Raw genomic sequence first — 26,128 nt, 5'->3', positions numbered from 1 at the left:
TCTAAATTCCTATACTTTTTTTAAATGCTTTCATAGTATTGCTCATAAGCATAGCTATTGTCATTGGTCCAATCCCACCAGGAACCGGTGTTATAAAGGATGTTTTATCTTTTACATTTTCAAAATCAACATCTCCAGATAGTTTCCCATCTATCTCTCTACTTATCCCAACATCTATAACAATAGCCCCTTCTTTTACCATTTCTTTTTTTATGAATTTACTATTTCCAACTGCTACTATTAAAATATCAGCTTTCGAAGTTTTTTCAGATAATTTTTTTGTTCTACTATTACAAACAGTAACCGTAGCACCCTCATTTATTAAAAGTGCAGCCATTGGTTTTCCAACTATATTACTTCTTCCAACAATTACTACATCTTTTCCTTCTAATTCTATACCATAATGAGTCATAAGTGTCAATACACCAAGAGGTGTACATGAAACAAGTGCGTCAGGATCTCCTAAGAAAACTTTTCCTAAATTTTCTGGTTTAAATCCATCTACATCCTTATCTATGGATATTTTCTCTATAATTTTTTTATCATTTATATGTTTAGGAAGTGGAAGTTGAACTAATATTCCATTTATCCCTTCATTATTGTTAAGTTCTTCTATAAGATTTAAAAGATACTCCTCACTACACTCTTCACCCAATTGATACTTTTCGCTCTCCATTCCAAGCTCTGTACAATGTTTAACTTTTGAATTTACGTATATTTGAGAAGCTGAATTATTTCCAACTTGGATTACTGCTAATCCCGGAACTCTTCCTGTTTTTTCTTTTAAACTCTCTACCTCTTTTTTTAGTTTCATTCTTATTTCTTCAGAGGTTTTTTTTCCATCTAATATTTGCATGTTATATACTTTTCACCTTTTCTTTCCAGAAATTTAGCTCTTGTAATTTTCCGTTTAAATCTATATGTGAAATTGCTATCCCTTTTGGAACCTTTATTTCCATAGGAGTGAAATTTAATATTGATCTAACACCCGCATTAATAACCATATCAGCCATATCTTGTGCTATTGGTTTGCACTCAGTTATAACTGCTATATCTACTTCTTGCGTTTGAACTAATTTTTCTAATTCATTAATACTTCTTACTTTTAATCCTTTGTACTCTTTACCAATTTTGTTTTTTGCAATGTCGAAAACACCAACTATTTCAAATCCACTTTTTATAAAGTCACCCTCTAAAAGAAGTGCACCTCCAAGTTTTCCAGCTCCAACGATAATGATATTATTTTTTTTATTTACTCCAAGTATTTTTTCAATTGCTTGATAAAGAGATTTAACTTGGTATCCCTTCCCTCTTATTCCAATATTAAAATCAAATTCAGGAATAAAATTTGATAAGTCTTTTCTAATCTGAGCTGCTGTTACCCCTAAAAGCATTCCCATTTCTTCAGAAGATATAAAATCTTCTGGCGAAAAATTTTCTAGACATTTCAGATACTTTGTCAGTCTCTCAATAATTCTTTTTGAAATTTTTACTTGTTTCTCTAAGTTTCTCATTTGTTGCTCCCCCTGTTTTCTAATTAAACCTATTTTATTTTAGTATATCTCCTATTTTAAAAAGATTTCCATTTATACTGTCTACACCAGAAATACTTTTTTTGTTCTCGGGTTTTATTTCTGTTAAAATTAGGCTTCCCCCTCCAACTTTAACAACAAATCCTTTACCTTTTATCGAATCTACAATCTCTCCATTTACTCCTGCTTCATAAATTTTCCCAGTTTTTTCAACCTTATAAACCTTTAAAACCTTTTCATCATGGTGAGTAAAAGCAGTTGGAAAAGGATTCATTCCTCTTACAAAATCGAAAATTTCTTTTTCTGATTTATCCCAACAAATTATACAATCATCTTTTTTATAAGGTTTTACAAAAGTTGCCTCTTCATGTTTTTGTACTTCTCTAGGCGCCACACCTTTTTCTATTAATTTTACAGCTTCTAATAGGGTATTTGCTCCAATCTCTTTTAATCTATCATGAAGTGTCAAGAATGTATCCTCTTCAAATATAGGAGTTTTTCCTTTTAAGATTATATCCCCTGCATCAAGTTCTTCTGCTATATGCATTATTGTTACTCCACTTTCAACTTCTCCAGCTATTATAGCTGCATTTATAGGAGCTGCTCCTCTAAATTTAGGAAGTAAAGATGAATGTACATTTATAATTCCAAATTTTGGAAAATCAATGATATTATTTGGAATTATTCTTCCATAAGCAACTACTACTATCAAGTCTGGATTTAACTCTTTTATTATCTCAAAAGTCTCTTCCGTTCTCATTGAGCTAGGTTGAAATACCGGTATATCATGCTCTAAAGCATATTCTTTTACTGGAGTATACTTTATTTTTTTCCCTCTCATATTTGGTTTATCAACTTTTGTAAATACACCAACTATTTCATGTTCTTTTCTTAGTATATCCAATGATGGAACTGCAAATTCTGGAGTTCCCATAAATAAAATCCTCATCAACTTCCTCCTACAGGTTATGGCTGTTTTGACTTTGAATAAAATCCAAAGCCATTAAATAACCAAAATATCCAAAGCCAACTAGCTTCCCTATTACTATATCAGAAAGTACCGAGTTATGTCTAAAACTTTCTCTTTTATATACATTACTTATATGAACTTCTATCGTTTTGATTTCAGTTGATAGTATTGCATCTCTAATTGATATACTATAATGAGTAAGAGCAGCAGGATTTATAATCAGATAGTCTACTTTTTTTAAAGACTCCTGTATTTTGTCAACTATTGCTCCCTCATGATTAGACTGAAAAAACTCAATTTCCATATCCATTTTCTTTGCTTTGGTTCTTATTAATTCATTTAATTTATCCAGAGTTAAATCTCCGTAAATCTCAGGCTCTCTAGTTCCCAAAAGATTTAAATTTGGTCCATTTATTACTAATATTTTCATATTTTTTTATCCTTTTTTATATCTTCTACTATGTCTATAAAAGATTTTATATCATTAAACTGCTTGTATACAGATGCAAATCTTACATAGGCAACTTCATCTAGTTCTTTCAATTTCTCAAGAACTAGTTCACCTAAATCTTTCGTAGAAATTTCATTTTTTAAAGTATTTTGAATAGTCTTTTCAATCTCAACAACAAACTCTTCTAAAGTATCTCTACTTATATTTCTTTTAATAGTTGCTATTGTAAGTCCTCTCAATAATTTCTCTTTAAAAAACTTTTCTCTTCTTTTATCTTTCTTAACAACATATATTTGAATCTCTTCAACTTTTTCATATGTTGTAAATCTTTTTTCGCAGTTTGAACATTCACGCCTTCTTTTTATAGCGCTGCCTTCCAAAAATGCTCTACTGTCTATAACTTTTGTATCTTCATAACCACAAAATGGACATTTCATATTTTTTCACCTAAATAGCTTCTTCTTTATCTATACACTCTAAAACTTCCTTTGGAGTTTTACAATGTAAAAGCTTCTCTCTGAAACTCTCCTCTCTTATTAATCTTGATATTCTTGCTAAAACTTTTAAATATATCTGACTATCCTTAAAAGGAGAAGCAAAAACAAAGAATATATTAACTGATTCTGAGTCTAAAGATTTAAAATCAATTTTTTCTTTACTTATACCAAAGGCTATTGTTAAACCAGTTACTGCATCAGTCTTAGCATGCGGTATCGCTACCCCTTTTCCAATTCCTGTACTTCCTAATTTTTCTCTATCTACTAAAGCTTTATATATAGATGCCTTATCAGATACTGTTGAAGATTTACTCATCAATTCTGAAAGTTCATGCAATACTTCCTCTTTACTTTTACTCTTAAGATCCAACGAAATAAGATCCTCTGACATATAGTCTGTTATCTTAACTATATTAACCATTCCAAGCCTCCAAATAATATTTTCTGAATTCTAATTTTGTTTCTAAATGATAGTTTAAGTATTTTTCAAAAATATAAATTATATTAATAATACCCTTGATATTATTTCCATTTTCTAAAAGATTTTTTATTCCTTTTGTGCAGACAGAATTTATTATATCATATTCATCTTTTTCTAGATTGATAGCGTTTTCACTATATTCATTCACTATCCTAGAATTTTTTATATCAAAAAATTTACTCCCGATCTTTTCAAACTCTAACCCTTCTATCAAAATGACTTGATGAAGAATATAAAGCAGTAATAGGTAATTATTATATTCAACTGAATTTGAATTTATATAGTTTAAACTTTTATAAAAAATATTATAAAGTTTTTTTTGTTCTTCGCCTTCAACCAATATTTCGTTTAGTATAGAGATTATATATAAAGCTATTTGTAATCTAGTTATATCAGTTTTTATATTATAAAAAAAATCTATGGAATCAACAGATGTTAAAATCCTATTTTCTCCTTTTTTATAAAAACTAAACTGGGAAAATGTTAAAGGTTCTCCAGATGTCAAATCTCTTTTTTTACTCTTTCTTATTCCTTTTAAAACAAAGCTAGTTCTTCCAAAGTCTTCTAAAAAAACAGTTATTATTCTATCTGCTTCTCCAAAATCATTTTTTTTTAGAACTATGCCATTACTATTTATTATCTTCATATTTTACAACAAATTCCTGTGGTTTTAAACCACTATTTATTTTTGTATTACTTAATTTTAAAGTTGCTACTTTAATATCTCCATCAAATATTTTTAAAACAGATGGTAGTAAATACCCATCTATGATATCATACTTTTCAATTTCAACCTTTATATTATCTTTAAATTTTAAAATTTTAACCTGTTTTTTATAATACTGATCTTTAAATTTTTTATCTTTCTTTTCTTTTTCTATTAAAGTATTTAAAGTTTCTAGAAAATAATTTGTATCCTTGTCACTTGGTTCTTCTGTTATTTCGTCAAATATAGGAAGGTATACATACCTTTTTCCAGCTTTATATAAATATGCTTCTCCTTTATTTATCTCTGGAAAGGTAATTTTTTTAAGCATTAAATTTGGAAGAATTAGTTTTATATCGTATTTTTTTTCTCTTGTTTTATTTTCAATGTAAGTTTCTTCTACCACATTAACCTTAATATCTTTGATAGAAGAAAGAGTTTTAACTTGCCCAAAAACAGTAAAAATACTAAAAAGAAAAATTCCTACGATTTTAAATAACATTATTCTCATCTCCTATCATTATTATAACTTCATTTAAATCAAAAATATCAATTTCTGATCCAACTTTATATTTTTTCATTGGATTTTTTTCATCTTCGTTAACTTCAGATATGTACCCAACATAAATTCCCTTTGGATATATATCACTTACTCCGGAAGTGTAAACTTTATCTCCAACTTTTAATTCAACTTCGTACATAGAACTAGGTTCAAAAAATAACTGATTACTTCTGTCTCCTCTCACAATTCCTAATAAATTATTTTCAGTGAGAACGCTTACAACAACTTCTTGATCTGTTATCATTTGAACTGTAGAATAATTATTTATTACTTTATCCACTTTTCCTATTAAATTTTTTCCAGATAAAACAACCATATTTTTTTTCATTCCGTTTTCAGAACCCAAAGATATTGAAAAACTTTCATAAAGCTCTCTTACTTGATGAAAACTAACTTTTCCGATTTTAAAATTATAATTAAATTCGCCTTTAATAGCTAAAAGCTCTCTTAATCTTCTATTTTCTTCTCTTAAATACTTAGTCTCCTCTTCCAGCATCTGCTTTTCACTAACTTGTTTCCTTAAATCCGAATTTTCTTCGTAAGTTTTATTATAACTTTTTATATTTTCTATCTTATTCTTTAAATCCTCTCCAGTTAAATATATCTTCGACTGGAGAGGTAAAAGTGCATCACTTATTTGTTCATTGAAATACTTCACTACACCTTTTAATACAAATGCCATTATAGTAATTGCTATAATTATATATAGTATTTCTGATGATTTTTTATTTCCTCTATTTAATCTCATCTAATTTCCTTTTACTATCTCCACTAGGATTTTTGCCATATCAACCATATCGTCAATAACAATAAACTCTTCTGTTGTGTGCACTTTAGACATTCCAACTGCTAAATTTAAACAAGGAACACCTTTAGAGTTGTATACGTTAGTGTCACTTCCACCACCTGAAGGTAATGTTTTAACTTCTACTCCAAGTTTGTCACATGCTCTTTTAAATTCCGCTATTAAAGGTGAATCTTCAGAAATAATAAACCCATCATAACCAATTTCTACATCGCTTTTAAATTCTGCACCAAATTCTTTTACTGTTGATTCAAAAATTTCCATAGTTTCAGCTAATAAATTTTTAAGTGTATCTCCAGATAAACTTCTAGCTTCATACATCATTTCAATAGATGGCATAACTATATTTACAGCGGATCCACCCTTAACTGTTCCTATATTTGAAGTAGTTTCTTTATCAATTCTTCCAAGTTTAATTTTTGTAATTGCATGAGCAGCAACTGTTAAAGCATTTATTCCATTCTCTGGCGATATTCCAGCATGAGCTGGTTTTCCAATTATTGTTATTTTTCCTTTAGCAGCGTATGGAGCTTTTACTATTGCAACTCCTGGTTTTCCGCTAGAATCTAAAATAAATCCACAGTCAGGTTGATACTTTTCTATTTCAAAACTTTTTGCACCTAATAATCCAATTTCCTCAGCAATTGAAAAAACAACAATTATTTCTGGATGCTCTATATTATTTTCTTTTATAACTCTTAACATTTCAATTATTGAAGCTATTCCACCTTTATCATCTCCACCAAGAACAGATGTTCCATCAGTTTTAATAACTCTTCCTTCTACTATTGGTGTTATTTTATCACATGGTGAAACCGTATCCATGTGTGCACTAAAAAGTACTTTTTTCTTTCCAGGAGATTTTAATATTCCTATTATATTTCCACAATTTCCATTATTCATTTTTCCTGCATTATCTTCTATCACTTCTAAGCCTAACTCTCTAAGAACATTTATAAGATAATCTCCAACTTCTCTCTCTTTTAAAGATGGAGATGAGATTTTTACCATGTCTAAAAAATTCTCTACTAGCCTCTGTTCGTTTATCATATATTCCTCCCTATTTTGTGATAAAAAAATCATATTCTTCCATCAATTATATTACATTGCCTTCTCTTTGTAAAGAACCATTAAAAATAAAATAACAGCAGTTAAACACTGCTGTTATTTTATTTTTATCTATTTATTTTTAGGGTAATAATGAGTGTGCAATAATTTGTGAGCTTCGGTACTAAGTGGATGAGTTAAGTAATTTTCGTATATTGATTGAACATACGGATTCTCGTGTGATTTTCTAAAAGATTTTTTATCATCTATATTTTGTAATGCATCATATCTTTTTCTTATTATAGAAAAATCTCCATGGTGATAAGGTTGTCCGCCTCCACCGATACACCCTCCTTTACAAGCCATTATTTCTATGGCATGGAATGTCTCTTCTCCATTTCTTACTTTTTCTAGAAGTTTTCTTGCAGATCCTAATCCATTTGCTATTCCTATTCTTAATTTTAAATCTCCAACTGGAATTTCAGCTATACGAACTCCTGACATTCCTCTTAGTTGATTAAAGTTAACATCTTCTAATGTTTCTCCGGTAACTAACTCATAAACTGTCCTTGTGGCTGCTTCAATTACCCCTCCAGTTCTTCCGAAAATATCAGCAGCTCCAGTTGAGTATCCAAGAGGATTATCAAAACTTGTCTTTTCTAAAGTTTTTAAATCTATATTAGACTGCTTTAGAAGATGAGCTAGTTCTCTTGTTGAAATAGAGTAGTCCACATCTGGAACCCCATTATCTGAAAATTCATTTCTTGATGCTTCAAATTTTTTAGCTAAACACGGCATAATAGAAACGCATACTAAATCTTCTTTTCTTATTCCTCTAGCTGGTGCCCATATATTTTTAAGTACAGATCCAAACATTTGCTGTGGTGATTTAGCAGATGAAGGTATATCTAACATATCTTGAAAATGATTTTCTATGAAATTTACCCATGCAGGGCAGCAAGATGTAAGAATTGGAAGTTTTACATCCGTATGTCCCAATAAGTATCTTTCAAGTCTATCCTTAAACTCTGCAGCCTCTTCCATAATTGTTAAATCTGCAGCAAAGTTTGTATCAAATATATCATCAAATCCCAGCTTTTTCAAAGCTGTCACTAACTCCCCTGTCACATCTGTTCCAGGTTCGTATCCAAATTCTTCTCCTATAGCAACTCTAACTGCTGGAGCAACCTGAACGGCAACTCTTTTCTTTTGGTTTGCTATATCTTTAACAAGTCTCCAAGTGTAATCCTTTTCATATAATGCTCCTACTGGACATACTGCAACACATTGTCCACAGAATGTACAATTAGTTTTATCCAAATCTTTTTCAAACACTGTTGAAACTATAGACTTAAATCCTCTATTTATACCTGAAAGAACTTCACAAGTTTGAACTTCATTACACATAGTTTCACATCTTCTACACATTATACATTTATCTAAATCTCTTACAATAGAAGGAGAAACTTCTCTTCTGTATTCAAATATTTTACCCTTAAATCTGATATCTCTAATACCAAATTCTCTCGCTAAAGTTTGTAAATCACAATCTCCATTTTTAGCACAAATCAAACAATCTGTCGGATGATTAGATAACATAAGTTCCAATACATTTCTTCTTTTTTCTAATACTTCCATCGTATTTGTATTGATAACCATTCCAGGAGTTACTGGAGTAGCACAAGATGGAACTAAATTTTTTCTTCCTACCACCTCAACCACACAAATTCTACAAGAAGCACAATCATTTTTGAAGCCCATTTCGGGTATCTCCATAAAACAAAGACTTGGAATTTTTATTCCTGCACTTTTGGCAGCTTCCAAAATCGTAGCTCCTTTAGCTATCTCAACTTCTTTCCCATCTATTATAACAACTACATTGGCCATTAAAAATACCTCCAAGAATTAAACTCTGTCAATAGCATTAAATTTACAAGCTGTGTAACAAGCTCCACACTTTATACATCTACTTTGATCTATAACATGAGGCTCTTTTACTTTTCCTTCTATACAAGCAACAGGACATACTCTAGCACAAGCTGTACAGCCAACACACTTTTCATTTATTAGATATCTTCTTAAAGCTTGGCATTGTCCTGCTGGACATTTTTTATCTTCTATATGTGCTACATACTCATCCCAGAATTGGTTTAATGTTGATAAAACTGGATTTGGAGAAGTTTGACCCAATCCACATAGAGACGTACTTTTTATTGTGCTTGAAAGTTCTCTTAATAGATTTAAATCCTCCATTGTTCCATGACCTTTTGTTATTTTATCTAAAATTTCCCAAAGTCTTGTATTTCCAATTCTACAAGGTGCACATTTCCCACATGACTCATCAACAGTAAATTCTAAATAAAACTTTGAAACAGCAACCATACAGTCGTCTTCATCCATTACAATCATTCCACCTGAACCCATCATGGAACCTTTTGAAAGTAAAGTATCAAAATCAATTGGAGTATCTAAATCTTTCTCTGTTAAACAACCACCTGATGGCCCACCAGTTTGAACAGCTTTGAACTTCTTATCGTTTTTAATTCCACCACCAATTTCAAAGATTACTTCTCTTAGCGTTGTTCCCATAGGAACTTCTACTAATCCTACATTATTTATTTTCCCAGCCAAAGCAAAAACTTTAGTTCCTGATGAATTTAAAGTTCCTATACTTTTAAACCATTTCGAACCTTTTAAAATTATTTGAGCAATATTTCCTAATGTTTCAACATTATTTACATTTGTTGGTTTTCCCCAATATCCAGATTCTGCTGGGTAAGGTGGTTTTACAGTAGGCTCTCCTCTTTTACCCTCCATAGAGTGAATTAAGGCTGTTTCTTCACCACATACAAAGGCTCCTGCTCCATATTTTATTTCGATATCAAAAGAAAAGTCGGTTCCAAAAATATTTTTTCCTAAAAATCCATTTTTTCTAGCATCCTCTATAGCTTTTCTAAGTCTTTCAATAGCTAGAGGATATTCTGCTCTAATATAAACAAGTCCTTTAGTTGCTCCTATTGAATATCCGCAAATAACCATTCCTTCAATTACAGAATGAGGATCTCCCTCTAAAATAGATCTATCCATAAATGCTCCGGGATCTCCCTCGTCAGCATTACATACAACATATTTTTGATCCGATTTATTTTTAAATGCAATCTCCCACTTTAAACCTGTAGGATATCCTCCTCCACCCCTTCCTCTTAACCCTGAGTCTTTAATCTCTTTTATTACTTCTTCTTGGCTCATAGTAGTTACAACCTTTTTAAGAGCTGCATAACCATCAGCTGCTATATAATGCTTTATATTCTCTGGATCTATCTCTCCACAATTTTTAAGAGCAATTCTGACTTGCTTCTTATAAAATTCCATGTTTTCACCTTCGAATATTCTTTCCCCTGACTTGGGATCTATATACAGCAAGTCAACTAATCTTTGCTCGCTTATTATATCTTCAACTACAATTCTTTCCGCATCTTCTGGTTTTACTTCAATATAAAATGTATTTTCTGGTAAAATTTTTACAATTGGACCTTTCTCACAAAATCCAAAACATCCTGTTTTTATAACTTCAACACTATCATTTAAATTGTGATTTTTTAAGCTAGTTTTTAAATTTTCAACAATTAAGTCACTCTTTGCTGAAAGACAACCAGTTCCCCCACAAACAAGTATTTTTTTCATCTGCGTCATTACATCCTCCATCCTATATTATTTTTCCATAGCTCTATACTTTTCTAAGATTTTTTTCATATCTTTAACTTCTTGTTTTCCATAAACATCTTTCCCAACTAATACAACGGGTGCTAGTCCACATGCTCCAACACATCTTAGAGCGTCTAAAGAAAATAATCCATCCTCTGTGGTTTCGCCAACTTCAATTCCAAGATAGTTTTTTACGTTATTTAGAACTTTTTCTGCTCCTCTTACATAACAAGCTGTCCCCATACAAACAGATATCGAGTATTTTCCCTTAGGTGTCATTGTAAAGAAATGATAAAAACTAACAACTCCATAAACCTTAGATACTGGCACTCCTAATTCTACTGCTATAAATTCTTGAACTTCAGTAGGCAGATATCCAAATATTTCTTGTGCTTTGTGCAGTACAGATATCAGTGCTCCTTTTTTCTCTTCCAAACTATCAATATAGTCTTTTAATGCTCCGTAGCATTGTGCTGATAACTTATTCTCGCAATCCATTATTTCCTCCCCTATTTTTGAAAGTAAAATACTCCCTATTTTATTACTACATCTCTTATAAAAAATCAATGCAATCAAATTATTTAATTCAGATTAGTAATAAAAAAAGGAGAGTTCCGTAGAACTCTCCTTAATATTTTACTTTTTTGCTGCTGTATATGCATTCTCAGATCCGAATACATTTTTAATTTTTAAAATATAATATTTTTTCATTTCTTCTTTTGCAACACCTAAATATTTTCTTGGATCGAATTCTGCTGGTTTAGTAGCAAATACTTCTCTAACTCCTGCAGTGAAAGCTAATCTTCCGTCTGTATCAACGTTTATTTTAGCTACACCAGATTTAGCTGCTCCTTGTAACTCAGAATCAGGAATTCCTATAGCATCCTTTAATTCTCCACCATACTTTTTAATCTTTTCAACATACTCTGCTGGTACTGCTGACGATCCATGAAGTACAATTGGGAATCCTGGAAGTTTATCTTCAACTTTAGCTAATATGCTTAATTCTAACTTAGGGTTTGATCCTGGTTTGAACTTATGAGCTCCATGTGAAGTTCCAATAGCTATTGCTAATGAATCTACTCCTGTTTTTTCAACAAATTCTATTACTTCTTCTGGATCAGTATAGATATGGTGTTCTGCTTCTACGTCATCCTCTATTCCTGCAAGAACTCCTAGTTCTGCTTCTACTGTTACATCATAGTTATGAGCATACTCAACAACTGCTTTAGTAACCTCTATATTTTTTTCAAAATCATAATGTGATCCATCAATCATAACTGAAGAGAATCCACAATCGATAACTTCTTTAACCGCTTCTAAATTTGGTCCATGATCTAAGTGTAATGCAACTGGAATATCTGACCCCATAGCTCTTGCTCTGTCTACTCCTGCTTTTGCTAGTAAAGGAACAACCTCTTTAGTCATATATTTTAGTGCTCCCATTGAACATTGAAGAATAACTGGCGAACCTGTTTCTGCACAAGCTTCAATTATTGCTAGCATTTGCTCCATGTTGTTAAAATTGAAAGCTGGAACTGCATAATGCTCTTTATTTGCTTTTTCGAACATCTCTCTTGTGTTTGAAAGACCTAACTCCTTATAATTATAAGTCATTTGTAACCCTCCTGCATTTTTTATTATTCAATTTAATTTTAACAAACTTTTATCATAAAATCAATTTTTGAAACTATCATATTTTTACCTTTATCTGATTTAAAATATGTCTAAAGAACCATTTTATCTTCATTCTTTTTTTGAAAAGCTTCATAACTTCTGGAACTAAGTCCATAACATTTTCTATTACATTTTGATATGATGAAAATCTTCCTTTAAGTAAATTCTTAGAATTTACAATCCAAGATAGTGAAAGTAAATTAAAGATTCTAAAAAAATTGATTCCAAAATTCTCTAATCCCTCTCTTGTAATGTACATATTGTAAATTTTTAAAATTACTTCTCCTTCTTGTATATAAAAAAGTTGAAAAATACAAGTCGTAAAATAGAAGAAAAATAAAAATCTCATCTTTTTTAAACTTTTTAAAAGTTCTTTATTATATATTAAATTTAAAACTATACCTATCACAAATAGAATAGTTAATGCTTTTATATTTTTACTGAATATATTAGCCAAAAAAAGTAGTAAGAGACTACTTTTTAATAACATCTAACCCACCCATGTAAGGTATTAAAACCTCTGGAACTAAGAAAGATCCATCTTCTTGTTGGTAGTTTTCCATAATAGCAACTAAAGTTCTTCCAACTGCTAATCCTGAACCATTTAATGTATGACAAAACTCGCTCTTTGTTGTTCCTTCTGGCTTATATTTTAATCCCATTCTTCTTGCTTGGAAATCTCCACAGTTTGAACAAGATGAAATTTCTCTATATTTTCCTTGAGCCGGTAACCAAACTTCTAAATCATAAGTTTTAGTAGCTCCAAATCCCATATCTCCAGAACATAACTGAATTATACGGTAAGGAAGGTTCAGCCTTTGAAGAATTGTCTCTGCATTTACAACCATTTTCTCTAGCTCATCATAAGATGTCTCAGGAGTTGCAAGCTTTACCATCTCAACTTTGTTGAATTGGTGTAATCTTATAAGACCTTTTAAGTCTCTACCATATGATCCTGCTTCTCTTCTAAAACAAGGAGAATAAGCTGTATAATATTTAGGTAAATCTTTTTCTTCTAATATTTCTTTTCTATGAATATTTGTCATAGTAATTTCTGAAGTTGATATTAAGAACATATCATCTGTAGTTTTGTACATATCTTCCTCAAACTTTGGAAGTTGTCCTGTCCCTTCACATATTTCTCTTTTTACAATAAACGGAGTTATATGCTCTGTATATCCGTGTTCTGTTGTATGAGTATCAAGCATGAAGTTAATTAATGCTCTTTCTAATCTTGCTCCAGCACCTCTATAGATAACAAATCTTGATCCTCCAAGTTTTGCTCCTCTTTCAAAATCTAAAATTTCTAAATCTTCTCCAATTTCAAAATGTGGCTTTGGTTCAAATGAAAACTCTTTTGGAGTTCCCCATCTTCTAACCTCAACGTTATCATCTTCTGATTTTCCAATTGGAGTTGACTCATGATATACATTAGGTATAGTCATTTGGAAATAAGTTAACTTTTCGTCAACTTCTGCCAATTTTGCATCTAACTCTTTTATTCTAGCTGCTACAATTCCCATCTCTTTTATTATTTCTGAAGCGTCTTCTCCAGACTTTTTCATCTTTGCAACTTCTGTTGAAACTGTATTTCTCTTATTTTTTAGACCCTCAACTTCCGTAAGAATCTCTCTTCTTTCTGCATCTAGTTGCTCAAATTCTTTAAGGTCAACATTACTCCCTCTATTCTCAAGCATCTCCCCTAAAAACTCAATATTATCACGAATAAATCTTAACTCTAACATTTTTTATCTCCCTTCCTTCACTACTTTTTATATCCATTTTTTTTGATAACAACATCTTTTACATCTATTCCCGCAAGTATTAAAAATGAATTAGGTGATGTATTAACAAGTTCTACTTCTATTTTATTTCCTGTTCTTTCGAAAGATATAACTCTTTCACCTAAATTTCTTTCTGTTCTTTTACCATTTTTTTCTTTAACTTCTATTATATTATCACTTTTAAAAAGATTTTCTAGTGTGTCTATTGTTTTTTCATCGCCATCTATTTCATAGATAGCATTTGTAAATATATCCGTTATACTAATTTTATCAGTAATTGTTTCTACTTTATTTACACGAAATCCAATTACTCCACCAGAATTTAACATATCCATTATCTCTTGATCTGACATATTCTTTTCTAGTTCTATATCCATAACCTCATTATAAGCTTCAGTTCCAAGAGAAACTGGATTCCCAAATGAAGTTCTAGGTCTTGGATGGAATCCTTGACTATACTTTACAGGTATGTGAGTTTTTTTTATTAACCTCTCCATAAATCTAAGCATATCCAAGTGGGAAATAAATCTCATTTCACCATACTTATCAAAATATACTCTTTTTTTCATTTTTGCCTCAATTCTACATTTCTTATTAATTTTATCATATTGTATCATGTAAATAGTTTAAATTCTATTGCCTTTTTTAATTATTTATCTCCAATTTTTTTCTCGATGTCTTTTACTCTCTTTAGAAGTTCAGGTAATTTTTTCATACTGGCTTTTATTTTAAGATCCTCTTTGTGATCAACTAATGGATACCCAGAAAGAATCTGATTATCTGCAATATTCCCAATTATTCCTGATTTCGCAGCAACTATAACATTACTTCCAATTTTAAGATGCCCAGCTACTCCTACTTGTCCAGCTAGTGTCGTATTGTTTCCAACTTCTACACTTCCAGCTATTCCAACTTGAGATATAAGTAAACAATTCTCACCAATAATATCATTATGAGCTATTTGAACTAAGTTATCAATTTTTGTATATTTCTTTATAATTGTATCTCCAATTGCTCCTCTATCGATGGTTGTATTAGCACCAATTTCTACTTCATCCTCTAATATAACCCCACCAATTTGGTCAATCTTTGTATTATTTCCATTTACTTTCACAAATCCAAATCCATCTGACCCTATAACAGCACCTGGTTGGATAACACATCTTTTTCCTATTTGACAAAATTCTCTTATTGTAACATTAGAATAAATAATTGTTCCTTCTCCAATGATTGCACCTTCAAAAATTGTACTATTTGGATATATTTTTACATTATCACCAATTATAACATCGTGACCAATATAAACATTTGGAGCGATTTCAACATTATCACCTATTTTTGCTGAATCTTCTCTCATTTTTTCCATTTTTTTAACTTTCTTTTTAAAGAAATTTAAAAGTTTTGGCATTAATACTCTTGGATTTTCAGTAACTATTAGATATGTTTTTCCTAATTCTGGTAAATCTATATTTGGAACTAAAACTACCTTTGCTTTAGTTTCGTTTAATTTTTTTAAAAACTTTTCATCTGATGCAAATGTTAAGCTATCTTCTTGGGCTTGAAAAAAGGGAGCAAGTCCAGAAACCTCTAAACTTAAATCTCCCTTAACTTGACAACCAAGAAGGTTAGCTAAATCACTTATTTTATAAGCCATCTATATAACCTCCATATTATCTGTATCTTACTTTATTTTTTTTGTTTTTTCCATAACTTGAAGAACTTTCTCAGTTATATTTTCTCCACCATACTTAACCGCACCTTGCTCAAGAACATAATCATATTTATCTGTCTTAGCAACATTTTGAACAGCTGTATTGATAAGTCTTTCAACTTCTTGTAATCTAGTCATTTCTTCTTTATTTAATTTAGTTTGTGAGTCTCTTACTAGCTTTTGAAATTCATCCACTTTTGCTTGGAAACTTTTCTTTTCTTGCTCAGTAGCTGCTGCTCCCTTTCCTTGAAGCTCTACTTGCATCTTTTGTAAAGAAATTTCTTTTTGCTTAAGTTCATTTTCTAATCTTGATTTCTCTTTGTTTAGATTTTCTTGAATAATTTTTGTTTGTGAATACTTAGAAAAAAGTTCCTGTGAATTTACATACCCCATTTTTACTGCGAATGCTGATGATGATAGTGCTAATCCTATTAGTAAAACTGATATTCTTTTCATGTTTTTCCTCCATTTTCTCTATTGAAATTTGTTATTTCTTTTAGAATGACTGTCCCATATTAAAGTAGAATTTCATTCCACTCTCTTGATCGTCTCCAACTGGCCAACCGAAATCAAATCTAAGTGGTCCAATCGGTGTATTCAATCTTGCTCCAACTCCAACTGTTGTTGCTATTTTATCTGGGAATTTAGCATCTCTATCTTCACTTAAATAACCAGGGTCTATACCATCATAGCTCCAAGCTCTTCCTGCATCAGCAAACAATACAAATCCTAACATATCATTAATTTGAGTTCTATTTTCAATTGTTCCAACTACTTTTTGTGTTCCTTGGAAATATCCAGAATCGTATCCTCTTAGAGTACTTCCTCCTCCAACCCAGAATCTTTGAGATTCAGGAGTAGAATCAGTCATTATTCCTAATACCGCTTTATAGGCAAAAGTATTTTTCTTAAAGAATCCTCTATGATATTTTCTAAGCTCTAAAGTTGTATTTGCAAATGTTTCACTATAGTCTCCACCAGCATAACCAACCTCTACTTGATACTTAGCATATTCTCCAGATGTTGGATTCCAATAGTTATTTCTTGTGTCATAACTTATAGATGGGAATACACTTCCTAACATGTATTCTCCCTTACTTCCAGCTTCCTTTTCGATTGCTGGATAATATGGACTTGAAGTATCTCTTTCTTCAGTTACATGCTCTAATTTAGTTCCTAAGTTTAATCTAACATTTTTATTTAATCCCTTACCTACATTTAACTTTGCTCCATAAGTATCAACTTTGTTAAATAAAACACTGTCATCATTTTCATATTCTGTTTTATAAGCACTCCAACCCCATGAAATTCTGTCTGTTCCTTTTATCCAAGGATCATAAAAATCAATAGAGAAACTGCTATAAGATTGGTCTGATTTTTCAAAAGTAAATCCTAAATCTTGACCCTTACCTTCCCAGTTCATATCTTTAACTGAGATCATTCCTAGAAGTCCAACCTCTGAACCGTAAGATATAGCTCCTTGAAGTGTTGCAGTTCTATCTTCATCTATCAGAAGCACTAACTCTTTTCCATCTGGATCTCCTGGAAGATCTCTAACTTCATATTTTACATTTTTAAAATATCCAAGTCTCATCAGATTTTTTACAGTTTCATTATAGTCATTTATATTAAATACTTGATTATCTTTTAATTCTATTTCTCTTTCAATGATATAATCCTTTGTTTTAAGAATATCATCTGTGGCTTTTCTTCTTCCACCTTTTTGCTTCGTAACCATCTTTTTAAATTGTATATCTCTGATTACTCCCTCGTTTAAGATAATCTCTATCTCATTTGAAGAATTTAATCCGATATCTACAACCTCTGCCAAAATATATCCATTTTCACTATACTTGTTAATAATAGCATCCTTATCTTCTCTAAGGGTATTGATATTTAAAACTTTTCCTGGTTGTGTTTTAACAAGTTTTAGTAACTCTTCTGTTGAGTACACAGTATTTCCAACTATACTAAATCCTGAAATAATTGGATTTTCAATAAGATTATAAACTACTACAACCCCACTTGGATAGTTATAAACATCTGGTTCAACTTCTCTAAACAACCCTGTTTCTATAAGATTCTTCTGTCCCTCAATAATTTTATTTCTTGAGAAATATCCACCAACCTTAATTGGTAACTTTTCTGAAAGCTCAGCCATAGTAATGTATGAATTACCTACTACTTCAACAGATGAAACCACAAGTGATTTATCTATTTTTTCACGCTCTGAAAGAGGAATGACTCCAATTTTCTCAAGCAAGGCTTTTGCATCCTTTTTTTCTGTTATTTCTAGAGTTAGCTTTATCCCACCATCATATACTTTTGGATAAATCGCTACGTTCTCAACATAATCTGCTGATTTAATAGCTGTATAATCCTTTAGTAAATTTTCAGTAGAAAACTTCTGACCGATTTTAGAAGTCATTTTTGAAATTATAACTTCTTGAGGTATTTCTCTAGTATTCGTAATTTCTATTCCCTTTACCAAATAACCAGCTTCTGTACTGAAAGAAACAATTGATAAAAGAAACACTAGCAGTACTAAAATTTGTTTTCTCATCTTAACCTCCACCTTTTACTCCCTTTTGAAGATGTCTACTAGACTATTATATTTTCTTTCAAACTTAAAATCAATATAATAATTTAATATTCCATTTTTATTTTCATTTTGAATGATTGATTCATTAGGAATTTTAGAAACCCCTACTCCCCACGACCATCCGGATGGAAACCTTCTTTCTACTTTAAAATCATACTCATTTACAGCATTTGACATATTTTGATTACTCTTATTACCCGGTTCTATAATTCCAACTTTCGCTACCCAAAAATAATTATCTTTATATATTGGATTTTCAGCTTCTAAAGAAGCTCCGAAGCCAAACATATTATCATTTCCAGCTTCTTGATTTTGAACAGGATCTGCAAAGTTCATAATATTTGATACTATTCTAAATTTAGAAATTCCAAACATATCTTTTACTGTACTCGATATAGGACGTAGTAACATATTAGAAATTTGACTATCTATTATAGTTTTCATTATAAATGACGTTGCCGTAGTCTCACTCTCTATATCCTCACCTGTAAATAACCGGCTCAAATTGCTACTGCTCACTCCTTGATTTGTCTTTATATTAAAGGTTAAATCTTTTAATGTTCCAAATAGTGATAAATCAATTCTTCCAGAATCTAAAAGAGAATAGGCCTCTAAAATTATAGTTGGATTTACATTCGGAATATAGTCATTTCTATCATTGAATACCATCATAGCCCTAGATAGTATATATTGATTTCCTCCTAGAACCAAGGATGATTTTTTGGCTTCTACTTCTCCAGTAAATAAGATTTTACTTCCTTTACCTGTAAATTTACCTCTACCAAATATCTCACCTTTTACATCATCAACAAATGGATTTAATTGTGCAATATCTAGAATTATTCCATCTTTTATATCTACGCCTATATCTATCTCTACACTATTTTCTATCTCTGTATATATTTCAAAATCTGAACCTAAATCTTTACTTCTATTTATTACACTTCTAGTTTTATCAAATAAAAATTTCAATACAATATTTAATAAACTTTTAGTTGCGTTTGGAATTGCTTTTATCTCTCCTCTATCGATAGATAAATTTCCCATAATTTTACTTTCTTTAAAACTCATTGAACTGCTTAAAGTTAGGTTAAAATAATCTTCATATTGATACTTTATATTTTTCATATCAAAATATAACGAATAATCCAAATCTTTATAAAACTCTGGATTTTCCTCAATATCATAGATACTCGGAATTTTCAAATATCCTTTAGATGATATCTCACCATCATTTAAAATTCCTGAAAAATTGTTTAAATTTAAATATTTTCCATTTAATTCTGCTGACATATTTAATTTTTCAAGTGATACACCATATTTTTTAGAATAAACATTTAAGTTATCTATACTAAAATATCCAGTATTTGAATTATTTCCTAAAGTTAAGTTTAATTTTGAACTTCCTGATATATTTTCTATACCATAACGTTTAAATAAAATATTTAAGAAGCTTAAATCTATTCTTGAAGATTCAGCTGAAAAACTATATACTCCATTATCAAAACTATAACTTCCTCTATTTTCCAACGAGTTTCCAAGATATTTGAATCTTAGATAATTTAAATTAATTTGATTTAAATCCCCTAAAATTTGTGCCTGTACTCCATCAAACTCAACATCACTTACTTTAACTATACCTTTAGAAATTTCAACTCCATATTTCAAATCATTAAAGCTTCCTTTTACAAAAGAATTTAATAAAAAATCTCCAGATATAGTATCATTTTTTAAATATTTATCTAATTTTTTAAGAATTACTTTCTGATCTTTGATACTAAAATCTATTCTCCTATCCTTCAGATTAACACTTCCATTACCTGATAATATATTCTCATCTCTAGAATTTAGTATTTCTAAATTTTTTAAATTCAATATTCCATTAAAAAAATCATTACTTATATATTCAAAATTAGTTTTTAATTTTGGAATTGCTTCCCCTTTAAAATATCCTCTATCTAGTCCAAGTCCCCCAATAACTTTGATATTTTTATTATCTATATCTATTTTTGCTCTTCCTATAAGTCTATAATTAAATGATTTATCTGCGTAGTATCTATTTAGCTCCTCCTCAAAGAGTTGAACTATCATCGTACCTTTTTTATCTCCGAAACTATAATTTCCCTCTATAAAACTCTCGTTTATATTTATTTTTTCTATTTTTAAATTTGAATTTTTAAAATTTATCTTTCCGCTTACATTAGCTTGTGATCCATTTGGAGATTCTATATTTGCCGAAACTATATTAGAAATAACCTCAGGATTTTTTACATCTCCTTTTATGGTTCCTTCTGCTTCATTTATAACAAAATTAATTTCATCTATATTTAACCTTTCACTTGTTAAACTCTCTATAAAATAACTTAAATTTATATTAGATTTTAAAATATCATACTCTCCATTTACAGAAAATAGACCATTTCCAATATTTAATATTGTAACTTTGTTATCAGCATAGCCACCACCAAATTTTACTCCATCTATAAAATATTTATCATAAGCAACTTTTTCTACACTTCCTTGAAAATTAACTGCTAATTTTTCTGATTGTTCCGCAAAAACATAACCCCTAAATCCTTCAATCTTAAAGTTTTTCTCAATATTTATATCTTCTAATTGTAATTCTAATTTAAATTTTTCTTTCTCACCTATTATTTTACCTAAAAAGTTTCCTTGAAATACTGTATCTCCAATATTTTTAATTCCATCTGAATTGAAGTTTTCTCCATAAAAATCAAAATCATAATTTTTTGATATTGTATCTAAAAATCCAAAAATATTTATAATTTCATCATCTTTCTCAAGCATAAACCTATCCAAGTAAATTATATCTTCTTCTTCTCTTGCTGTTAATGCAAAATTATACTTATCAAAAATATTTTCAATCTCTAAATTTCCTGTTATTAAATTCTTATTCTTTACATCATAGATAAAAATTGGGTTTTCATTTTGATTTATCTCTAAAAGTTCTGTTGATTTATCGTATATTCCATTTATAGAAATAATATTTGATTCTACCTTAAAATTAACTGCATTTTCATCACTTTCAATCTCAGAATAGATTTCAACGTCCTTTTGAATATCAATATATTCATTTGGATAAGAAAGTTTGAATTTAATTTTATCTAAATAAAATTTATCATTAGCATATATAAATTTCCCATCTATTTTAGAAAATTCAATATTGTCTATTTTATACAAATCTGAGTCAAACCCTATTGTAACCTTAAACTCCTTTTTTTCATTATAATTTAAATTTATATTCACATTTTTAAAATTTAAATTTTTTAATGGGAGATCTAAAGATTTTAGCAAAGTATATTCTTCAGCTTCAGAGTATGTAATATTATTTAATTTAAAATCTACATTCACTCCAGATCCACTATCATAATTTACAGAAAATTTTCCATCTTTATTAAACACTTTATAATCTGCCTCTACATTTATTCTTTCTCCTAGAAAATTAACATATCCATTTATATTTTTTACAGGAGATAATAAATCTAAGTAAACCACATCCCCATTTTTAAAATCAGCTCTACCATAGAGACCTTTTGGAGTTATTTGTAAATTCATATCTATTATTCCATTTACTGTTTCTATATTCTTATCATCATATCCGTACTGAAGTAAAGCTGAGTTTAAAATAACATTTTGAAGTTTTATAGTCATATCATACTTTTCACTTAAATCATTGAAAGAATAGGTTATAACTTCTTGTTCGTTTTTTCCTTTAAATTCTAAATCTATACCTGTTTTTTTATCAAATGCCACGAATCCATTCGTATCAACTAATTTTTTTTCAATAGGTCTCGAGTATGACAAATCTATAAAGGTTAAATTAGCATTATATACGTTAATTTTTCCTATTGGTACGGCTGAACCTGACTTCTTCTTATCCTCTTTTTTTTCTGTGTTTGAACTTGGCCCTGTAAATGCGGTAACTATATTTATGTCAGAATCATCTCTTACTATTTTTACATCTGGATTATAAACATTTATTTCTTCTAATCTTAAAGCAAACAACGAATTTTTAGAATATGTTATCTTTATTTCTGGAGCTTTAACAATTATGTCCCCTTTATCTTTTAAAACCACATCTTTTATATCTATAACTCCAAATTTTGGGAAAGTGATAGACTTACTTGAAATTTCAGGTCCTAGAGCCACTTTTAAAGTTTTTTCCACAACCCAAGGAAGATTATTTTTAAGATTATAATAAATCCCCCAAATTAAAGAAAGGGGGATTAATATATAAAGTATTTTTTTGTATTTTAAAAATAAATTCATATCTCTCCCCCTTTTATTATTTTACAGTGGCTTTTTTAAAGCCATTCCAGTTCTTCTTGGATATTTCTTGTCTGTTGTCTTATCTTTTATAACTTCAACAATCAGCCTCTGATCTCCACAGTATGGCAGTTTCAAAGTATGCACTTGACCTATGTGTGAGTTTAGAATAGAAAGAGCATTCTGAGCCTCCTGCTCTTCTCCTGTCCCTTCCATTTTCTGAGAAAGGAAAATTCCATCTACCTTTAAAAAGGGAATCATATACTCTAATATAGTATTTAGCTTTGAAACTCCTCTACATAAACCTATATCATAAGTTTCTCTATTCTCTTCATTTATAAACTCTTCCGCTCTAGCTGTTACAACTTCAACGTTTTCTAAATTTAATTCTTCTTTTACAAGCTCTAAAAATTTAGTTTTCTTACCAATTGAATCCATTAAAGTAAATTTTATTTCTGGATTGAATATAGCTAAAACCATTCCTGGAAATCCAGCACCTGTCCCGATATCTATTATTTTTTTAGCTCCTGAAGGTATAAACTCTTGTACAAGAAGTGAATCTAGAAAATGTTTTTCTAGTATCCCTTCCTCATCTCTTATAGCTGTCAAGTTTGTATGTGAATTATAGTTAACTAATAAATTCAAATAGTTGATAAGATCATCTATTTTTTTATCTGTATATTTTATTCCTATTTTATTTATTCCTTCTATCAAGTACTCTCTCATTCTTAGTTTCCTCTCATCTTTAAATAAACCAATAAAACTTGGATATCAGCTGGAGAAACTCCTGATATTCTTGAAGCTTGTCCAATGTTTAACGGTCTTATTTCTTTTAATTTATCTTTTGCCTCTTTTGTCACATTGTCTAAAGTATCATAATCTAAATCATCTGGTATTTTTCTAGTTTCAAGACCTTTATGTTTTTCAATCATTTTTAAAGATTTATCTATATATCCTGAATATTTAACTTGAACTTCAACTTGATATTCAGTGTCTTTATCATAATTTCCAAGTTCAAATTTCTCTATTAATTCTGCCATATATTTTATATCATCATAAGTTACATCAGGTCTTCTTAAAAGTTCAAATAAAGTTATTCCTGATTTTACTTCTGGCTCTCCAACTCTTACTAAAACTTCATTTACTCTTGGATTACTGCTTCCAACGTGTTGAACTTCTAGTTTAGATATGATTTCAGCAACGTCTGCTTCCTTTTTTAAGACTCTTTTATATTCACTCTCTGGAAGTAATCCAATATCATATCCTACTTTTGAAAGTCTAAGATCAGCGTTATCTTCTCTTAAAATAAGTCTATACTCACTTCTAGCTGTAAACATTCTGTATGGTTCATTTGTCCCTTTAGAAACTAGATCATCTATAAGTGTTCCTATATATGAATCTGCTCTATCTAAAATAATAGCTTCTTTTCCTTGAACCTTTCTAGCTGCGTTTATTCCAGCTATAAGACCTTGAGATCCTGCTTCTTCATATCCAGATGTTCCATTTATTTGTCCAGCTAAGAAAAGATTTCCAACTTTTTTAGTCTCTAATGAATATTTTATTTCATGAGGCTTCACGTAATCATATTCTATTGCATATGCAAATCTCATTATTTTAGCATTTTCTAAACCTTCTATTCCTTTTAACATTTCATACTGCACATCTGTTGGAAGCGAAGAAGAAAATCCACTTATATAAACTTCATTAGTTCCATAGCCCTCTTTTTCTAAAAATAAGTGATGTCTATCTTTATCCGGATATCTAAACACTTTATCTTCAATCGAAGGACAATATCTTGGGCCTGTTCCTTGTATTGTTCCGTTAAATAAAGGTGATCTATCTTTGTTACTAACAATAGTATTATGAACCTCTTTATTTGTAAAGACCATATGACAAGGAATTTGTACTCTATCTTGAACTTCAGAATCTAAAGTTCTACTAGAAAACTTTAATATTCCTGAATCGCCTGGTTGAATTTCAACTTTGCTATAATCTATTGTTCTAGCATCTATTCTAGGAGGTGTTCCTGTTTTAAATCTTCCCAAATCTAGACCTAACTTTTCTAAAGATAAAGGTAGTTCTTCTGAAGATAATTCACCCATTCTTCCACCACTAAATTTTCTATCTCCTACGTGAATAAGTCCTCTCATGAAAGTTCCAGAAGCTATTATAACAGCTTTAGTTTTGTATTCTACACCCTCTTTAGTTCTTATTCCTGTAACTTTTCCATCTTCTGTTAATATCTCTGTTACCATTCCTTGGATAACATCTAAATTATCAGTATTTTCGATAGTTTTTTTCATTTCCATATGATACAGTTTTTTATCTGCTTGAGCTCTAAGAGATCTAACTGCTGGACCCTTCTTTGTATTTAAAACTCTTATTTGAATAAAAGTTTTATCAATATTTCTTCCCATCTCTCCACCTAACGCATCTATCTCTTTTACTAAGTGAGATTTTGCTGGTCCTCCTAAAGATGGATTACAAGACATAACTCCTATATTATCTAAAGTTATTGTAAAAATTGCTGTCTTTGCTCCTATTCTTGCCGATGCTAAAGCTGCTTCGCATCCAGCGTGACCAGCACCTACTACAATTACATCAAAATTTTGCATTTTTCCTCCTAAATCTATTCTAAATTACTTTAAATTTTCTAAATAGTCAGCTGTTTTAGAATCTGTTATAACTAATAACACATCCCCTTGCTCTATTATAGTATCAGCACTTGGGTTTGGTTTGAATGACTGATCCTCTTTTTTAATTCCAACTATATTAACATTATACTTATTTCTAACATCTAATTCTATTAAATTCTTTCCCCAAAACGGTGTTGGAGCCTTTATTTCTACCAATAAGAAATCTTGTGAAAATCTTAAATGCTCTATCATATTTGGTTCCATAGCAAGCATCGCTACTCTTCTTCCCATATACTCTTCTGGATAGATAACTTGTGTTGCACCAATTTTTTCTAAAACTTTTCCATGTCTCTTACTAATGGCTTTCACAATTATTTTTTTTACACCCATCTCTTTTAAATTAAGAGTTACCATTATACTTGGCTCAATTGCTCCTATACATACAAAGGCCAAATCAAAACCTTCTATCCCTATACCTTTAAGATGACTTTCATCTGTTGCATCCAAAACTAGAGCATTCTCCACTATGTTGTTATTAATTGATTCTTGAATAATATCTTCATCCACATCTATTGCTAAAACATCTTCATTAGATTCATAAAGAGTTTTTGCCACACTCGCTCCAAATCTTCCCATTCCGATAACAAGATACTGTTTCATTTATCTCCTCCATAA

At 30.0% G+C, this 26,128-nt stretch carries 24 protein-coding genes; all 24 read right to left on the bottom strand.

Annotated features, from left to right (window positions below; translation table 11 throughout):
- Nucleotide 1: 1 nt before the first annotated feature.
- The 24 genes from folD to H3N56_RS08975 all read right to left on the bottom strand — a co-directional run bounded on the left by folD (nt 2) and on the right by H3N56_RS08975 (nt 26,113).
- The gene (gene folD / locus H3N56_RS09090) at nt 2-856 is read right to left on the bottom strand and encodes a bifunctional methylenetetrahydrofolate dehydrogenase/methenyltetrahydrofolate cyclohydrolase FolD (protein ID WP_185880874.1); all 855 of its coding nucleotides are present in this window, start codon (nt 854-856) and stop codon (nt 2-4) included.
- A gap of 1 nt (nt 857) precedes the next feature.
- Nucleotides 858-1,514 (bottom strand): redox-sensing transcriptional repressor Rex, encoded by a 657-nt coding sequence (locus tag H3N56_RS09085; RefSeq protein WP_185880873.1) that lies wholly within the window; start codon nt 1,512-1,514, stop codon nt 858-860.
- Nucleotides 1,515-1,548: 34 nt separating this feature from the next.
- On the bottom strand, nt 1,549-2,481 hold the full coding sequence (fmt, locus tag H3N56_RS09080; protein ID WP_185880872.1) for a methionyl-tRNA formyltransferase: 933 nt from the start codon (nt 2,479-2,481) through the stop codon (nt 1,549-1,551).
- 10 nt (nt 2,482-2,491) lie between these two features.
- A complete protein-coding gene (gene aroQ, locus H3N56_RS09075) occupies nt 2,492-2,932 on the bottom strand; it encodes a type II 3-dehydroquinate dehydratase (protein WP_185880871.1) in 441 nt (146 codons plus the stop codon).
- Nucleotides 2,929-3,390 carry a transcriptional regulator NrdR gene (gene nrdR / locus H3N56_RS09070; protein ID WP_185880870.1) on the bottom strand — a complete coding sequence of 154 codons (462 nt, stop codon included), beginning with the start codon at nt 3,388-3,390 and terminating at the stop codon, nt 2,929-2,931. The genes aroQ and nrdR overlap by 4 nt, the downstream gene beginning before the upstream one ends.
- 10 nt (nt 3,391-3,400) lie before the next feature.
- Nucleotides 3,401-3,871 (bottom strand): PTS sugar transporter subunit IIA, encoded by a 471-nt coding sequence (locus H3N56_RS09065; protein WP_185880869.1) that lies wholly within the window; start codon nt 3,869-3,871, stop codon nt 3,401-3,403.
- The gene (gene recO, locus H3N56_RS09060) at nt 3,864-4,577 is read right to left on the bottom strand and encodes a DNA repair protein RecO (protein ID WP_185880868.1); all 714 of its coding nucleotides are present in this window, start codon (nt 4,575-4,577) and stop codon (nt 3,864-3,866) included. Before recO ends, H3N56_RS09065 begins: the two co-directional genes overlap by 8 nt.
- A complete protein-coding gene (locus H3N56_RS09055) occupies nt 4,561-5,139 on the bottom strand; it encodes a hypothetical protein (protein WP_185880867.1) in 579 nt (192 codons plus the stop codon). The genes recO and H3N56_RS09055 overlap by 17 nt, the downstream gene beginning before the upstream one ends.
- A complete protein-coding gene (mreC, locus tag H3N56_RS09050) occupies nt 5,129-5,947 on the bottom strand; it encodes a rod shape-determining protein MreC (protein ID WP_185880866.1) in 819 nt (272 codons plus the stop codon). Before mreC ends, H3N56_RS09055 begins: the two co-directional genes overlap by 11 nt.
- A complete protein-coding gene (locus H3N56_RS09045) occupies nt 5,948-7,054 on the bottom strand; it encodes a M20/M25/M40 family metallo-hydrolase (protein ID WP_185880865.1) in 1,107 nt (368 codons plus the stop codon). It lies immediately after the preceding gene.
- Nucleotides 7,055-7,183: 129 nt separating this feature from the next.
- A complete protein-coding gene (locus tag H3N56_RS09040) occupies nt 7,184-8,938 on the bottom strand; it encodes an NADH-dependent [FeFe] hydrogenase, group A6 (RefSeq protein WP_185880864.1) in 1,755 nt (584 codons plus the stop codon).
- 18 nt (nt 8,939-8,956) lie between these two features.
- Nucleotides 8,957-10,744, bottom strand: coding sequence for an NADH-quinone oxidoreductase subunit NuoF (locus H3N56_RS09035; RefSeq protein ID WP_185880863.1), 1,788 nt, complete (start codon nt 10,742-10,744; stop codon nt 8,957-8,959).
- Nucleotides 10,745-10,762: 18 nt separating this feature from the next.
- Nucleotides 10,763-11,254, bottom strand: coding sequence for an NAD(P)H-dependent oxidoreductase subunit E (locus tag H3N56_RS09030; RefSeq protein ID WP_185880862.1), 492 nt, complete (start codon nt 11,252-11,254; stop codon nt 10,763-10,765).
- A 138-nt stretch (nt 11,255-11,392) separates the two neighbouring features.
- Entirely contained in the window at nt 11,393-12,373 is a 981-nt protein-coding gene (locus tag H3N56_RS09025) for a ketose-bisphosphate aldolase (protein WP_185880861.1), read from the bottom strand.
- Between the two features lie 76 nt (nt 12,374-12,449).
- Entirely contained in the window at nt 12,450-12,923 is a 474-nt protein-coding gene (locus H3N56_RS09020; RefSeq protein ID WP_185880860.1) for a hypothetical protein, read from the bottom strand.
- The gene (gene serS / locus H3N56_RS09015) at nt 12,907-14,178 is read right to left on the bottom strand and encodes a serine--tRNA ligase (protein ID WP_185880859.1); all 1,272 of its coding nucleotides are present in this window, start codon (nt 14,176-14,178) and stop codon (nt 12,907-12,909) included. The genes H3N56_RS09020 and serS overlap by 17 nt, the downstream gene beginning before the upstream one ends.
- 20 nt (nt 14,179-14,198) lie before the next feature.
- Nucleotides 14,199-14,786: a TIGR03936 family radical SAM-associated protein gene (locus tag H3N56_RS09010; RefSeq protein WP_185880858.1), complete on the bottom strand. Its 588-nt coding sequence runs from the start codon at nt 14,784-14,786 to the stop codon at nt 14,199-14,201.
- 80 nt (nt 14,787-14,866) lie between these two features.
- Nucleotides 14,867-15,871: a UDP-3-O-(3-hydroxymyristoyl)glucosamine N-acyltransferase gene (gene lpxD, locus H3N56_RS09005; protein ID WP_185880857.1), complete on the bottom strand. Its 1,005-nt coding sequence runs from the start codon at nt 15,869-15,871 to the stop codon at nt 14,867-14,869.
- A 27-nt stretch (nt 15,872-15,898) separates the two neighbouring features.
- Nucleotides 15,899-16,384 (bottom strand): OmpH family outer membrane protein, encoded by a 486-nt coding sequence (locus tag H3N56_RS09000; RefSeq protein ID WP_185880856.1) that lies wholly within the window; start codon nt 16,382-16,384, stop codon nt 15,899-15,901.
- A gap of 40 nt (nt 16,385-16,424) precedes the next feature.
- On the bottom strand, nt 16,425-18,491 hold the full coding sequence (locus H3N56_RS08995; protein WP_185880855.1) for an outer membrane protein assembly factor: 2,067 nt from the start codon (nt 18,489-18,491) through the stop codon (nt 16,425-16,427).
- A gap of 15 nt (nt 18,492-18,506) precedes the next feature.
- Complete coding sequence (locus H3N56_RS08990) at nt 18,507-22,820, bottom strand: hypothetical protein (RefSeq protein ID WP_185880854.1); 4,314 nt, start codon at nt 22,818-22,820, stop codon at nt 18,507-18,509.
- 21 nt (nt 22,821-22,841) lie between these two features.
- Nucleotides 22,842-23,543 (bottom strand): 16S rRNA (guanine(527)-N(7))-methyltransferase RsmG, encoded by a 702-nt coding sequence (gene rsmG, locus H3N56_RS08985; protein ID WP_185880853.1) that lies wholly within the window; start codon nt 23,541-23,543, stop codon nt 22,842-22,844.
- Between the two features lie 2 nt (nt 23,544-23,545).
- Nucleotides 23,546-25,432: a tRNA uridine-5-carboxymethylaminomethyl(34) synthesis enzyme MnmG gene (gene mnmG / locus H3N56_RS08980; protein WP_185880852.1), complete on the bottom strand. Its 1,887-nt coding sequence runs from the start codon at nt 25,430-25,432 to the stop codon at nt 23,546-23,548.
- Nucleotides 25,433-25,456: 24 nt separating this feature from the next.
- On the bottom strand, nt 25,457-26,113 hold the full coding sequence (locus H3N56_RS08975; protein ID WP_185880851.1) for a TrkA family potassium uptake protein: 657 nt from the start codon (nt 26,111-26,113) through the stop codon (nt 25,457-25,459).
- Between the last annotated feature and the right edge of the window lie 15 nt (nt 26,114-26,128).

This window comes from Cetobacterium sp. 2A, assembly GCF_014250685.1.
Taxonomy (GTDB): domain Bacteria; phylum Fusobacteriota; class Fusobacteriia; order Fusobacteriales; family Fusobacteriaceae; genus Cetobacterium.
This window is presented reverse-complemented; position numbering and strand designations above follow the sequence as displayed.

Coding starts and splice junctions, on each gene's coding strand:
- mreC (WP_185880866.1), bottom strand. CDS start 5,947: ATGAGATTAAATAGAGGAAATAAAAAATCATCAGAAATACTATATATA.
- rsmG (WP_185880853.1), bottom strand. CDS start 23,543: ATGAGAGAGTACTTGATAGAAGGAATAAATAAAATAGGAATAAAATAT.
- H3N56_RS09030 (WP_185880862.1), bottom strand. CDS start 11,254: ATGGATTGCGAGAATAAGTTATCAGCACAATGCTACGGAGCATTAAAA.
- H3N56_RS09020 (WP_185880860.1), bottom strand. CDS start 12,923: ATGTTATTAAAAAGTAGTCTCTTACTACTTTTTTTGGCTAATATATTC.
- H3N56_RS08990 (WP_185880854.1), bottom strand. CDS start 22,820: ATGAATTTATTTTTAAAATACAAAAAAATACTTTATATATTAATCCCC.
- mnmG (WP_185880852.1), bottom strand. CDS start 25,432: ATGCAAAATTTTGATGTAATTGTAGTAGGTGCTGGTCACGCTGGATGC.
- recO (WP_185880868.1), bottom strand. CDS start 4,577: ATGAAGATAATAAATAGTAATGGCATAGTTCTAAAAAAAAATGATTTT.
- H3N56_RS08995 (WP_185880855.1), bottom strand. CDS start 18,491: ATGAGAAAACAAATTTTAGTACTGCTAGTGTTTCTTTTATCAATTGTT.
- serS (WP_185880859.1), bottom strand. CDS start 14,178: ATGTTAGAGTTAAGATTTATTCGTGATAATATTGAGTTTTTAGGGGAG.
- nrdR (WP_185880870.1), bottom strand. CDS start 3,390: ATGAAATGTCCATTTTGTGGTTATGAAGATACAAAAGTTATAGACAGT.
- H3N56_RS08975 (WP_185880851.1), bottom strand. CDS start 26,113: ATGAAACAGTATCTTGTTATCGGAATGGGAAGATTTGGAGCGAGTGTG.
- fmt (WP_185880872.1), bottom strand. CDS start 2,481: ATGAGGATTTTATTTATGGGAACTCCAGAATTTGCAGTTCCATCATTG.
- H3N56_RS09000 (WP_185880856.1), bottom strand. CDS start 16,384: ATGAAAAGAATATCAGTTTTACTAATAGGATTAGCACTATCATCATCA.
- H3N56_RS09055 (WP_185880867.1), bottom strand. CDS start 5,139: ATGTTATTTAAAATCGTAGGAATTTTTCTTTTTAGTATTTTTACTGTT.
- H3N56_RS09040 (WP_185880864.1), bottom strand. CDS start 8,938: ATGGCCAATGTAGTTGTTATAATAGATGGGAAAGAAGTTGAGATAGCT.
- H3N56_RS09065 (WP_185880869.1), bottom strand. CDS start 3,871: ATGGTTAATATAGTTAAGATAACAGACTATATGTCAGAGGATCTTATT.
- H3N56_RS09010 (WP_185880858.1), bottom strand. CDS start 14,786: ATGAAAAAAAGAGTATATTTTGATAAGTATGGTGAAATGAGATTTATT.
- H3N56_RS09045 (WP_185880865.1), bottom strand. CDS start 7,054: ATGATAAACGAACAGAGGCTAGTAGAGAATTTTTTAGACATGGTAAAA.
- lpxD (WP_185880857.1), bottom strand. CDS start 15,871: ATGGCTTATAAAATAAGTGATTTAGCTAACCTTCTTGGTTGTCAAGTT.
- folD (WP_185880874.1), bottom strand. CDS start 856: ATGCAAATATTAGATGGAAAAAAAACCTCTGAAGAAATAAGAATGAAA.
- H3N56_RS09025 (WP_185880861.1), bottom strand. CDS start 12,373: ATGACTTATAATTATAAGGAGTTAGGTCTTTCAAACACAAGAGAGATG.
- H3N56_RS09035 (WP_185880863.1), bottom strand. CDS start 10,744: ATGACGCAGATGAAAAAAATACTTGTTTGTGGGGGAACTGGTTGTCTT.
- H3N56_RS09085 (WP_185880873.1), bottom strand. CDS start 1,514: ATGAGAAACTTAGAGAAACAAGTAAAAATTTCAAAAAGAATTATTGAG.
- aroQ (WP_185880871.1), bottom strand. CDS start 2,932: ATGAAAATATTAGTAATAAATGGACCAAATTTAAATCTTTTGGGAACT.